Here is a 12,998-nt window from a genome sequence, read left to right as displayed (position 1 = left end):
CCTTTATGCAGAACATTTTTTGAGAAAATGATTTTTTGTTCTACTTGTTTTGTAGCATTGTATATTTCTTTTTTCATATCTAGAACACTTTTTTCACTGGACTATTTATCGCTTCAACTGGAATAAACAAAATAACGAGCACATATGTTTAAGCAGTGGTCAATTGTTGAAAGGGATGAAGAGCATGTCACAGCTGAACTTTGAAGACAATTTGTTAACAAAAGTAGCTTGGTACTATTATAAAGATCAATTAACCCAGCAAGAAATTGCTTCACTTCTTCACATTTCACGCAATAAAGTCGTTCGGTTGTTAGATAAAGCACGGACGGAAGGTGTCGTCACCTTTCACGTAAAAGGTACTGGTTTGCACTGTTTAAGTATTGAACGTGGCCTTATGAAAAAGTTCCATCTAAAAGATGCTTTCGTTATTCCAACGCCAACAGAAGATTATGCATCTTCACTCGGAAAAGCTGCCGCACAATATTTAGAAACTCACCTGCAACAAGGCAATTTACTCGGCATTGGCTGGGGAGAGACGATCAGTAACATGTTAGAAAACATCCACTTTGAAAGTTCTATGAATCTTTCAATCGTTACTCTTACAGGCGGTGTTAACCACTATATTCCGAGGAAACAAAACTATTTGAACTACATGCAAGGAGATCTTCACATTATCCCTACCCCTTTTCTAGCATCCACAACCCAAATGGCACAAAGTATTCTATCAGAACCGAGCGTGAAAGATATGCTTCACGTCGCTTCACTTGCTCATACAGCAGTAGTCGGCATTGGAGGTTTATCTCAAGATGCCACAATTGTAAAAGAAGAAAAATTAACGCTACATGAAATGACATATATACGTAGTCAGAACGGAGCCGGAGATATTTTAGGTCAATTTTATAATACTGATGGAAAACAATTAGAGCTTCCCCATCATAACCGTCTTATCGGCACACCACTCTCTGTTCTTCAAAGTATGAAACATGTCGTTGGTGTAGCTGGCAGCACTGAAAAGTTAGACGCAATTTTCGGCGCCTTAAAAGGAAAATTCATTCATACATTAATTACCGATGAAGAAACTGCTCTCTCCTTATTAAGAAAGGAAGGTGACTCTTAATGTCTACTCTATTAGCTTACGATGCTGGTACAGGAAGTATTCGAGCAGTCCTTTTTGATTTACAAGGAAATCAGCTTGCAGTCAGTCAAAAAGAATGGATTCATAAATCCGATAGTCGTTATCCCGGTTCTATGAATTTTGATGTAAAAGAAAATTGGCAGCTCGTCCAAGAATGTACAAAGGATATGCTGCAAAAAAGTAATACGTCCCCCTATTCTATTAAAGGCATAAGTGCAACGAGCATGCGCGAAGGCTTTGTTTTATACGATAAAAACGGGCAAGAAATATGGGCTTGTGCAAATGTTGATGGCCGCGCATCAGCGGAAGTTAGTGAACTAAAAAAAATCCGTTCCGAAATTGAAGAAGATTTATATAGAAAATCCGGTCAAACTTTTTCGTTAGGTGCTTTACCTCGCTTACTTTGGATTAAAAAACATGAACCAGACGTGTACAAAAACATTCATTCCTTTACGATGTTAAACGATTGGATTTTATATAAATTGTGCGGCGTACTGCAAATTGATTCTTCAAATGGATGTACGTCCGGTATATTCGATTTACAAAATAGAGCTTGGGATAACTCCATCGCTGAGCAATGCGGTCTTACTCTAGCCTTTTCTCCAAAAGTAAATGAAGCTGGTACAACTATTGGGAATGTCACAAAACGAAGTGCTGAATTAACAGGATTACATGAAGGAACTCCTGTCGTTGCTGGCGGCGGAGATGCACAAATGGCATCACTCGGAACTGGAGTTGTTAAGCAAAATCAAACATTAATATGCGGGGGTAGCTTTTGGCAGCAAGAAGTTAACATTACTGAACCAATAACGGATCCGCATGCTGCGATTCGCGTAAATTGCCATGTCGTTCCTAAACTTTGGCAATATGAAACGATCGCCTTTTTCCCAGGCCTCGTTATGCGCTGGTTTCGAGATGCTTTTTGCCAAGAAGAAAAGAAACTCGCTGAAAAACTCGGTGTAGATGCATATGAATTGTTAGAAGAACAAGCGAAAGACGTACCTGTCGGCTCACATGGCATTATCCCTACTTTCTCAAACGTCATGAACTATATCTCTTGGCGTCATGCCGCACCTTCTTTTTTAAATTTAAGCTTAGATGCTGACAAATGTGGGAAGAAAGAAATGTTCCGCGCTATTGAAGAAAATGCCGCCTTCGTTACACTTGGAAACTTAAAACGAATTGAAAATCTCACAGGTACATTCCCTTCTGAAGTTGTTTTTGCTGGTGGTGGTGCTAAAGGAAAACTATGGCCTCAAATTCTATCAGACGTACTCGGCATTCCTGTAAAAGTACCCGTTGTGAAAGAAGCAGCTGCTTTAGGAACTGCAATTGCTGCTGGTGTTGGCGCTGGAATATATTCATCTATGGAAGAGACTGCCAAACAGTTTGTACAGTGGGAAAAAACATTCGAGCCAGTCACTGAAAATCATGAACTCTATAAGGAGTTCTATGAAACATGGAAAACCGTATATGACAGTCAGCTCGCTTTAGCCGATAAAGGGCTCACCTCACATATGTGGATTGCGCCAGGTGCGCTGTAACACATTACATAAAGGAGTGATTTCTATGCTTAAAGTGAATGAAGATGATTTCACCTATCGCTTCGGTGATAACGGGCCTAAATATTTAATACAAGGTCCAAATATCGATCTTGGCCTAGTCGTTATTCAGCCTGGGCAAGAGTTTCAAAATCACTATCATACAACGTGCGAAGAAGTCTTCTATGCGTTAGAAGGCGAAATAGATTTCTATGTGAATAACGAGAGAGTTCCGATCAAACAAGGGGATGTCTTGCAAGTTCGCCCTCATGAATCCCATTATCTTATTAACCATTCTGATAAGCCTTTTAAAGCTGTTTTTATAAAGTCACCACATTTACCAAATAAAGATACTGTACAAACTGAAAATCCAATATTAACGAAGGAGTGATTCCTAATGACTTGGGGATTTAAAAATCGATTAAACACAATTTTGCCTGACGGCAGAGCAGTTATGTTAGCGATAGATCACGGCTACTTTTTAGGACCGATTCACGGACTTGAACAACCGTTAGAAACAGTTAAAAACTTGCTTCCATATACAGACTCCCTCTTTTTAACACGAGGTGTACTCAGCTCCTGTATACCTGAAAATTGCAGCACACCAATGGTTATGCGTGTATCAGGTGGGGCAACTGTAGTCGGTAAAGATTTAGCGAATGAAACAATTGTTACACCTGTGAAAGAAGCAGTAAAACAAAACGCAATTGGCGTCGGCGTTTCTGTCTTTGTTGGATCAGACTATGAAACACAAACTGTTTCAAATCTCGCAAACGTAGTCTCTGAAGCTCACGATTACGGCCTGCCAGTACTCGGTATTACCGCCGTTGCGAAAGAACTACAAAAACGTGAAGCTCGCTTTTTGGCACTCGCCTCCCGCGTATGTGCTGAAATGGGAGCTGACATTATTAAAACTTACTACTGCGAAGGATTCGAAAAAATCACGAGCACATGCCCTGCTCCAGTCGTAATCGCGGGCGGCCCAAAACTAGATTCAATCGAAGACGCATTAAACATTACTTACAATGCACTGCAAGAAGGTGCAATTGGAGTAGACATGGGCCGAAACATATGGCAATCCGAACATCCAGCTGCGATGATTCAAGCAATTCATGGCATTGTGAAAAATAGATTGAATGTGAAAGAGGCGCTGGAACTATATAATGATGTGAAAAATTAAGGTGAAAAGATGGACCATTTATTATAACGGGTTCAGTTAAGAGGAGTAAAACTTGTTTTGACACTCAAACTACACAAGGAAAAGGATGGCACTTGCCATCCTTTTTGACATATATTGAACTTTTATTGTTTTCAAGTTTCCTTCTTCGACTAACGAGCCAAAAATTTTAATCAACCTTTAACTTTATAGCTTTTGTAGCAATAAAAGTTTTAATATGCTTATCTAATATCCTTGTTCCACCAAAATCATCCTCGTAAAAACCCGTTATAACAAAACCAGCTTCAACTTGACCTTGGATTTGATCTTCTAGAGTATGTGCGTATTCTATTGTTTGATTTAAATTTATATAATCTTGAACTTCATCCTCTGGTAAATAATCCAATGTTGATGAAGGTATTGAATGTTTAACATCCAAAATACCTTTTTGTTCTTGGTTGTCATCAAAAATCCATAGTAAAGGATTTGTAAATCCAGAAATAAGAATACCTTTATTCTTTAAAACCCTTGAAATCTCATTCCATACAAGATAAACATCTTTTACAAACAAATTAGAAACAGGATTTACGACAATATCAAAATATTCATCTTCAAAATCACTAAGGTCTGACATATCTCCTTGTACTGTTTTTAAAGTTAATCCATCCCGTTCCGCTACCATTTCATCTTGTTCCAATTGCTTCTTAGATATATCAGTAACTGTTACATCTGCTCCAGCAGCAGCCAGTACTGGTGCTTGTTGCCCTCCACCTGATGCTAAACAAAGTATCTTTAATCCCTCTAATGACTTTGGAAACCAATCTCTAGGAACTGATTTTTCTGTGGTGACTGTGATTTCCCATTCACCTGATTTACTTTTTTCAATAACCTCACTACTTACAGGTTGAGTGTATCTAGAACCTTCTTCAACCTTCTTATCCCATGCATTACTGTTTTGTTGTGTAGTATCCATTATAATGATTCCTCCTAACTATCTAGTTGCATTTTAATTGTGACATTATTAACTATTTACACCCTTTTTCTATTAACCTGCCGATAGTTAATAAATGGTTTTCTATATTTATTTTAACACATAAACATCCTATTTTTCGAAATATTTAAATTAATTGATTATATTGCAAAAAACGAAGAATGATTATGCAACGAATGCCTTTTGAACGCCCTACTGATCATTATGATGAACGCTTATCTTCTATTGATGAAAAAATTTGCTCTTTATTAAAAGAACGGAAAGAACTTTCGAATGGGAATCCGGGTTTCCCACCAGATGAAGCCATTTCTAATTGGGCAAAGCAGAACGGGTTATATCCCGATTATTTAAATTCATTATTCTCATCTATGATGGACGAAGATGAGTTTAAACCTCGCGTCAAAGCGACTAAGTTTAAAAAACATATACCCGTTTTAAAAACTTATGAACATAAAGGAACTGTGTATACTGTAACCTTTATTCGTCAATATTCTAACGCTAGTGTAATTTACTTATATAAAGAATGGGATTCGAAAAACAAAACACTTAACGAAAAAAATACACATAGCCTTGTTGAATTATCGATAAATGATACATACGATTGTTGGGCAGAAGGATGGACTGGAACAGATGGACATGTGAGCTACCAATTTGTAGTTTCCCCTACTCTTCCTGATAATTTGTCTGGAATAAGCTTACGATTTAAAGAGCAAAGTATGCCATTTATGAAAGATCAAGCTATGCTTGAGTTTGAAATTCGATTAGATTAATAAATAAATAAATGAGCTGTCTCATAAGTCGGATTTCTGACTAAAAGATGCGTTATTTTATCCCTTTTAATCTATTTATCTAAAAGCGTGTATTTATAGTGCAAAATGAAAAGAAGATCGGAACTGAAAGGCTGATTAAGGAACTATTGGGTAGTAATAAAGTTACTCCACTACAGGGCCAGATTGTGTAATTGGAATATGATTAATAGAGAAGCAGAATGTTTTATACTAATGTAGAATGCTTATCTTGAATCTTTGCGAAAGGAATGTCTATATATGTCTAAAATGGTTAACATGCTTTCTATTTTATGGCTCCTCAAAACGAGAAAACAATTGACTGCTAAGGAATTAGCAGAGGAATTAGAAATCAGTATTCGTACGGTGTACCGCTATATTGATGCTCTGTGTGCAAGTGGAGTACCAATTATTTCAGATGCAGGGCATAATGGTGGGTACAGTTTACTGAATGAGTTTACAAAGGCACCCTTGTTTTTTAATTTGGATGAGCAGAAAGCGCTTGTCCATGCTGCAAAATTTGCAATAGATGCAGGGTATCCCTTTAGTGAAGCACTAGATACATCAATTTTTAAATTGAAAATGTATACAAATGAGGAACAATTGAATCATATCAATCGTCATTTAAGAGGGTTTGAAGTCATCCATCCTACTGTTGAACCCTCTTTGAAATCTATTCTTCAAGATTTAGAAATTTCTGTTGCCGAAAGTTATAGGTTATTTATTGTTTATCGTAAGGGTGGAGAAATCGAACCTCAATCACGTCATATTGATCCTTATGGTCTTGTTTATTGGAAAGGCAAGTGGTACACAGTAGCTTATTGCCATCTGCGTAAAGAAATTCGAAGTTTTCGAATCGATCGTATTCAATCATTATCCAGAACAGATAAAAAATTTGATCGGCCCTTGGAATTTTCAGCGCGTTCTTTCTTTCTAAAAGACATTTTACCTGATTCAAACCAACTTAAAGAACTCATTTCTGTCCGTATCCAAGGCATGTCACATGCGCTTGATGATTTATGTCAGCATTGGTTATTTAACCATGCTTTAATAGAACGAAAAAACAATCAAGCCCTTTTTAAGGTTGATATAGAGTCTATTCATACTTTTGTACCTTACCTCCTTCTCCCTTATGGTAAATCTATTAGCATTCTGGAACCAACTTTATTACAAGAAAGATTGGCAACTATCAGCTTTGAATTATTCAATCATTATAAAAACCCTTCACTTCACTGACCGTAATTGTCAGTGAAGTTTTTTTATAATGTACATGTAGCGAATTAAATTTTTAGGAGGCATAAAAATCATGAAGAATTTGATGTATGAATTTTATATTGCAGGCTCACCAGAGGCAGTTTGGAAGGCATTGATTTCTCCTGAGGGTACAAAACAAATTTATTATGGGTCCATCATTCGATCTACATTTCAAGTGGGCGATCTCTTGGAATATGTAGGTCCTGGATTAGATGGAAATGAAACGGTGCATGTATACGGAAACGTATTGGAATATGAACCAAATCAGTTACTTCGATTTACTCACTATCCTGGAAAGTCTTATATGAAAGATAATCGTGCATTTGAGTCAAGAATTTCTTATATTCTAAAGCCTATTGGATCATGCACGAAATTAATACTCATTCATGACCAATGGAAAGAAGATGATCCTTATTATGAGAACAGCAACAAGGCCTGGTGGATGATATTAAATAATACAAAGACTTTAGTAGAAACAGGAAGTACACTAGACTTTGGTGAAATCTCATAGGTCCATCATAAATGATTTAACAGAAAGAAAATATTGGATTTCAGCTCCTGAACGAATTTGTATTTTAAGAATTATGTTTTTTGGCCTAGCTCACTGATTGTGAAGTAAACAACTTAAATGTGACTTAAAAAACTTAACCGTGACCTAGAATTTTTCTATATAACTGATTTCTTTGAGAAAATGATTAAACTTTTTTATAACACCATAACTGAAAACTGCTAGAGAATAATCCATTTTAATTAATCTCTTTTCAAAATGGATTATTCTTATTTACCATATAATATGGGTTTGTGGAGTGTTTTTGATTAAACTTTATTTCAAGCCAACACATTGATAACTCCATATTTCCCCTATTATTTACCTTAACTAAAAAAACAGCTAGTTAACCTGTTAAATGAGAGTAGTTCAAATGATTAAATTTAGCTTTTTGAATAACGAGCATTATGATAACAAGCCCCTTTCCAAACTGGATAAGGGGCTATATATACACCTTCAAAGAATTATTCTTGATGAGTGCCATTCAGTTTTGAGACTTTCTTACCATCTCTATAGTCAAGGCAAGATACTTCAATTAACAATCCATTAAACATTGTAAAATAAAAACCATAACTACTACCTCTCATTAAATACGGTTCCTTGTCTATTTCAATGCCACCAGCTACTAAACGATTATATGATTGATCAACTTCACTTGAAGTTTCCACTAAAAAACCAATATGAAAAGCTTCAGGATACATAACTTCCTTATTCCCCTTAAATGCTTTTGGATCACTTAGCACAAGTATAAATCCACTCTCATCACTCATTACTACAAGTGCCTTTCCCTTTTGCTCCAAAAATTGAAAATCAAAAAATGTTTCAAAGAAATGTCTAGCTTCTGATAAATCATCAACACATAGATTCATATGATTTAACCTCATTTACTCATCTCCTTTTAAGCAGAGGGTATATATACTCATATTGATAACACTTACATATGTAAAGAAAGATATACCGTCTAAGACTTTTTTATAGTCTTATGCTTTTTCCTATAGCTTAGAACGTTTTTCGAAATGAATGCAATCATATGAAAAATTCGACATGGAGTATCGATTTACCTATATAAGTTGACAAGTGTTATAGCCATATTATTTATTCTCCAAATTAAGTAAAATCCACTCAATCAAGAAAACTGCTGAAGAGATACGCTCTGTCGTATCACCTAAAAACAATTTATTTATAAAACCTGCAAAATTCGTCGGTACTTTAGATAATGTTTCAATATATTTCAAAGCAGATCCAGCTGGAGGTGTTGGTCTGTTATTAATAGCCCATATTCCCTCTAGCAATGTCCACATTGATGTGTGAACTATGTATGAAGCTTTTAACTCATCGTTTGCTTTCAAAGCAGCCTGAATTTTAATAAGCGAACTATGTAACCAATGAGAAATGCCTTTTACTTTATCACTAGAAACAGAATAATTTTCATATTTATGTTGAGCTATTTCCTTTAACCTTTTCAACTCACCGTTACTATCAAATAAAATTTCTCCTTCTAGAAAAGAGTATAATTCCATTGGATTATTTTTAAAGTTTAATTGAATTCTATTAAAATCTGCATACTTATATTCAATTAAAATACCTTCTCTCTTTTCAGAATGAAAATCTTTCTTTTGTCCATTCTCTAAAAGAACGTATAAATCTAAATCGGATTCGGGGTATGCGTCACCTCTTGCTATAGATCCGATGAGCATTAATCCACACTCTTCATTCCTAGCTATATATTCATTTAGAATTTTATGTACTAACTCTTTATGGTTTTCATATGTAATAAATGAAAGATTTTCTATCATTTTTACCCGCCAAAGTTATTGAGCACGTAATAGAATTCCTATAATAATATATCGATATTTCTCAGTTTCTAAAATACGCAAACACCTTTTAAACGATATTGAATTATATTTTTTCTCATACATTTCCATTATAAACACTGCTAATTTTTACATACTTGTGAAATGCTTAGTCGCATTGCTTACTATTAATTCTTTGTGCAATTGGGTGATCATCTTTTAGTTGCAGTAGATCCCATAAATTCCCGTATAAGTCCTTAAATACTGCAACAATTCCGTATGATTGCTCTTTCGGTTCTCTCACAAATTCTATTCCTCTTGAAATCATTTCATTATAATCTCTCCAAAAATCGTCAGTATTTAAGAAAAGAAATACTCTACCGCCTGATTGGTTACCAATAAAGGGCTCTTGCTCAGGTTTAGATGCCCTAGCTAGTAATATTGTTGTGCCGACTGAACCTGGAGGAGATACCACTACCCACCGTTTGTTTTCTTCTGGCTGATAAATATCTTCAACTAATGTGAAATTTAGTTTCTTTGTATAAAACTCTATTGCCTCGTCATAGTCTTTTACTACTAATGCAATATGAACTATCGATTGAACCATTATTGTCCCTCCTAATCTTACTCACTAATCGAGTTTATATTATAACATTTCTAGTTTTAACCTGTCCGTTAATTCTTCTTACATCACATGCGAATCATTCTCTTTATTCAATATAAATAACCATCTATCAGTAAGCAGATAGATGGTTATTTATTCGAAAGAATATAATTAAACAAATGTATTTTTACGACTGTTGATAAGCCGATTTCGATGATTTCACATAATAAACCCCGTGCTCAACCTTAATGATATGATCTGGTTTTGGCTTACCGCGGCCCGCTCTATGTCCAGCTAAATGCTCTTCACTCGTTTCCCAGTTTTTCCATGCTTCTTCCGATTCCCAGCGAATCATAACTACTACTTCTTCATCTCCGCGTCTCACTTTTTTCACGAGAACACTTAAGTCGATGAAGCCTTCAAATTTTTCAATAATGCCTTCTCCTGTAAAACGCTCTACAACTATATCTGATGTACCTTCTTTTACTGTAAATGTTTTCGTTTCGATAAACATATATTCCACTCCCTCTTTGTAATACGAATACTAGTATTCTTCTATTATAATTGATTATGATAATTATTTTCAATTATAAAGTTTCAAATCTTTAGAATTATGCTGACTTCTCCTCAATCGCCTCATCTAAAAATTTGAAATACGGAAGCAATATTCCTATTAAAGAAGTGACACATATAATCGAGCCAATGATAAAGTATAGTACTCTCACTCCCCACATTTCACTCAGTATTCCCCCTAATAACACACCTAATGGCATTGCCGATCGTATGAAAAATAATCGCACTGAAAATACTTTTCCTATCATATTATTTGGGACAGTTTGTTGGCATATCGTCGTATTATGAACATTGAAAAATGAAATACAAATACCAGCAATTACCTCGATTACAATCGCAATAATAATACTATTATTTAAACCTAGTGAAATGTAAGTAAGGCCCCCTACGAATAATCCTCCAAGCATAAGTAATCTACGGCTTCTATACTTCACTTTCCCAACTAACATGGAACCAACTACATAGCCAAGTGGGAATCCTGCCATAAAATAACCGTATTCAGCATACCCTGCCGATAGTTCGTCTTTAATATAAGGAAGATTCGTAACCATCGTTACTCCTACTCCAAATTGAACGAATGTTAGAAAGATACCAAGCCAAACGATAACTGGTTTTGTGAAAAAGTATGTAAAGCCGTGAAGAAACTGCTCTAGCCACGTTTTTCGAAGTTCTTGCTGTACCCTCTTTTCTTTTATGAAAAGCAATAATCCTCCGCTTATAAATAAACACATACATACGAAAGATAGCGTAAGTTCGATTCCAATAAATTTAATGACGATACCACCTATTACTGGCGCGAGAAACATCATAAGACGAGTCATTCCATCAATATACGCATTCGCGTCTTGAAGCTGCTCTTTATTCACAACAGTTGGTGTAATCGCTTGGCTCGCAGGGGTATAAAGAGGCGTAATGAGACCAACTATAATTTGGACAACGTAAATGTGCCAAACTTCTATACTGCTAGTAACTAGCATCGCCAAAGGCAGTAAGAAAACAGATGCCCGCATCCATTGCGAAAAAATCATAATCCACTTTCGGCTCCATTTATCAATAAATGGCCCACTTATAAGTTGCAGTATGAGAGAAGGAATTAGATATAGTAACCACATACTGCTTAATGCTGTTTTCGACCCTGTTAACTCATATACAAGAATTGAATTACATAACGTCCCGAAAGCCCCGCCTAATTCTGAAATTGCACTACCAATCCACATATAAAAGAATGAACGGTTTTTCAATACACTTTTCACTATAGCTCACCAACTTTTCTATTAAATTCCTCCCTTTATGTACATTCTCGTTGTATATTATCTATTCAAAAATGCATCTAATTCTTTCGCTAAAGACTGCACTGCTTTCTTTCTCAATACATATTTTCCGTCTTGAATATCAACTAACTTTGCTGAACGTAAAAGTTTCAAATGATGGTGTACTGTCGATTTTCCTAGTTGTAATCTTTCCGTTATTTCTTGCAGCGTACGCTCTTGTTCAAAGAGTAGTTTTACAATACGAAGCCTTGCCTCGTCCCCGAGCGCCTTATGTTTATGAACTAAAAAATAACTCGGCTCATACGGATCTTCTGGATGTATACTTTCATTTGCGACTGGATAATGAAACACTTTCGTATCTTCAATATCAGCTTCTATGTTCCACGGTCTGTATGTAATTTGCGGGATAAGAAGTACGTGATGAACACTTGGCTCTGGCATATATGTAACGCCACCTGTTGCCCACTCTACAAACTCTTCCGGTTGCATCTTTTTATTCATTTCATTTTTCGCTTCATAATCTCGCTCTAGTATAGAAACAATTTCTTCTGCCTCTTTTTTAACAACACTGTCATACCACCCTGTCATAACGGCAATTAAATGCGTTTTTAGTTCATGCACATCGGCATGACATACAAACTCTATATACGTAGAGAAAAACTGATGATCATGTGTCAGCTCCTTTAGTTCGTGTATTACAGATGCTTCTCCACTTGCGGCTAAACGTCTTTTTTCTTGATGGATTTCTCCTAAAAACGGTAAGCACACATATTTAAAATCTACTTCCGATAGCGAATTGATATTGTGAACAAACTGAGTTAAATCCGTAAAATCTCCATCATACAGTAACTGAAGCAACGCTTTCCACGTATTATGCCTCTCGACAAATTGTAAATGTTCTATCATTTCATGAGGTAACGATTTTCTAATTTCTTCCCATTCACTTTGAGTCTTTTCAAGAGTATCGATTAACCTCTTATGAGTAATTGCCGCAATGCCAAGTGCGCATTCGAAAAGTATCGAATACTTCATTTCAACGTTGTACGTTTCCCTCTTTCTACTCGTCACGTGAAAGACTTCCATTTTATCCCCTCCTTATTTGCTATGTATTTAATTCTGTATTTATCGAATTATACCTTCTATTTTTTTAGAATTTTAAAACTTTATGAAACTTTATATTGCTACAAGTTTTTAAATTTAAGCTACAGTTGATTTTCTTGTTCAACTATGAGGCAGGTTTATTGAAGAGAAAGGAGAATTTATTGCAGTAAGAAAAATGATTTAGAAAGCATAAGTTTATTTCTGCAATTGCTACAACGGCGCCGTATTGTTCTTTTAGAAACTTCCA

General features: G+C 35.6%; 14 protein-coding genes. 7 read left to right on the top strand and 7 right to left on the bottom strand.

Annotation, left to right across the window (positions count from 1 at the left end):
• The first annotated feature begins 184 nt into the window (after positions 1–184).
• The 4 genes from ABH959_RS17870 to lsrF are packed head-to-tail and all read left to right on the top strand — an operon-like array spanning position 185 to position 3,856.
• The gene (locus ABH959_RS17870; protein ID WP_113937562.1) at positions 185–1,117 is read left to right on the top strand and encodes a sugar-binding transcriptional regulator; all 933 of its coding nucleotides are present in this window, start codon (positions 185–187) and stop codon (positions 1,115–1,117) included.
• Positions 1,117–2,679: an autoinducer-2 kinase gene (gene lsrK, locus ABH959_RS17865; RefSeq protein ID WP_404492997.1), complete on the top strand. Its 1,563-nt coding sequence runs from the start codon at positions 1,117–1,119 to the stop codon at positions 2,677–2,679. Before ABH959_RS17870 ends, lsrK begins: the two co-directional genes overlap by 1 nt.
• A 25-nt stretch (positions 2,680–2,704) precedes the next feature.
• Positions 2,705–3,067 carry a cupin domain-containing protein gene (locus ABH959_RS17860; RefSeq protein WP_404492996.1) on the top strand — a complete coding sequence of 121 codons (363 nt, stop codon included), beginning with the start codon at positions 2,705–2,707 and terminating at the stop codon, positions 3,065–3,067.
• A 6-nt stretch (positions 3,068–3,073) separates the two neighbouring features.
• Entirely contained in the window at positions 3,074–3,856 is a 783-nt protein-coding gene (gene lsrF, locus ABH959_RS17855; RefSeq protein WP_242245819.1) for a 3-hydroxy-5-phosphonooxypentane-2,4-dione thiolase, read from the top strand.
• Positions 3,857–4,022: 166 nt separating this feature from the next.
• On the opposite strand, the gene ABH959_RS17850 is transcribed toward lsrF, so the two are convergent.
• Positions 4,023–4,805 (bottom strand): class I SAM-dependent methyltransferase, encoded by a 783-nt coding sequence (locus tag ABH959_RS17850; RefSeq protein WP_404492995.1) that lies wholly within the window; start codon positions 4,803–4,805, stop codon positions 4,023–4,025.
• 185 nt (positions 4,806–4,990) lie between these two features.
• Between ABH959_RS17850 and ABH959_RS17845 the strand changes: the two genes are divergently transcribed.
• The 3 genes from ABH959_RS17845 (at position 4,991) to ABH959_RS17835 (ending at position 7,373) form a co-directional block, all read left to right on the top strand.
• A complete protein-coding gene (locus tag ABH959_RS17845) occupies positions 4,991–5,593 on the top strand; it encodes a hypothetical protein (protein WP_404492994.1) in 603 nt (200 codons plus the stop codon).
• Between the two features lie 276 nt (positions 5,594–5,869).
• On the top strand, positions 5,870–6,844 hold the full coding sequence (locus ABH959_RS17840; RefSeq protein ID WP_113937567.1) for a helix-turn-helix transcriptional regulator: 975 nt from the start codon (positions 5,870–5,872) through the stop codon (positions 6,842–6,844).
• 70 nt (positions 6,845–6,914) lie between these two features.
• Complete coding sequence (locus tag ABH959_RS17835) at positions 6,915–7,373, top strand: SRPBCC domain-containing protein (RefSeq protein WP_113937568.1); 459 nt, start codon at positions 6,915–6,917, stop codon at positions 7,371–7,373.
• Between the two features lie 500 nt (positions 7,374–7,873).
• Here ABH959_RS17835 and ABH959_RS17830 read toward each other — a convergent pair whose 3' ends face one another.
• The 6 genes from ABH959_RS17830 to ABH959_RS17805 form a co-directional block, all read right to left on the bottom strand.
• Positions 7,874–8,293: a VOC family protein gene (locus ABH959_RS17830; RefSeq protein WP_404492993.1), complete on the bottom strand. Its 420-nt coding sequence runs from the start codon at positions 8,291–8,293 to the stop codon at positions 7,874–7,876.
• 207 nt (positions 8,294–8,500) lie between these two features.
• Complete coding sequence (locus ABH959_RS17825) at positions 8,501–9,205, bottom strand: nucleotidyltransferase domain-containing protein (RefSeq protein ID WP_219302828.1); 705 nt, start codon at positions 9,203–9,205, stop codon at positions 8,501–8,503.
• Positions 9,206–9,371: 166 nt separating this feature from the next.
• Positions 9,372–9,809: a VOC family protein gene (locus ABH959_RS17820; protein WP_016091644.1), complete on the bottom strand. Its 438-nt coding sequence runs from the start codon at positions 9,807–9,809 to the stop codon at positions 9,372–9,374.
• A gap of 184 nt (positions 9,810–9,993) precedes the next feature.
• Positions 9,994–10,320: a heme-degrading monooxygenase HmoA gene (hmoA, locus tag ABH959_RS17815; protein ID WP_002084853.1), complete on the bottom strand. Its 327-nt coding sequence runs from the start codon at positions 10,318–10,320 to the stop codon at positions 9,994–9,996.
• Between the two features lie 97 nt (positions 10,321–10,417).
• On the bottom strand, positions 10,418–11,632 hold the full coding sequence (locus ABH959_RS17810) for an MFS transporter (protein WP_404492992.1): 1,215 nt from the start codon (positions 11,630–11,632) through the stop codon (positions 10,418–10,420).
• Positions 11,633–11,689: 57 nt separating this feature from the next.
• Positions 11,690–12,733, bottom strand: coding sequence for an ArsR/SmtB family transcription factor (locus tag ABH959_RS17805; protein ID WP_404492991.1), 1,044 nt, complete (start codon positions 12,731–12,733; stop codon positions 11,690–11,692).
• Positions 12,734–12,998 lie beyond the last annotated feature (265 nt).

This window comes from Bacillus sp. RC51, from assembly GCF_044908115.1.
GTDB lineage: Bacteria > Bacillota > Bacilli > Bacillales > Bacillaceae_G > Bacillus_A > Bacillus_A mycoides.
This window is presented reverse-complemented; position numbering and strand designations above follow the sequence as displayed.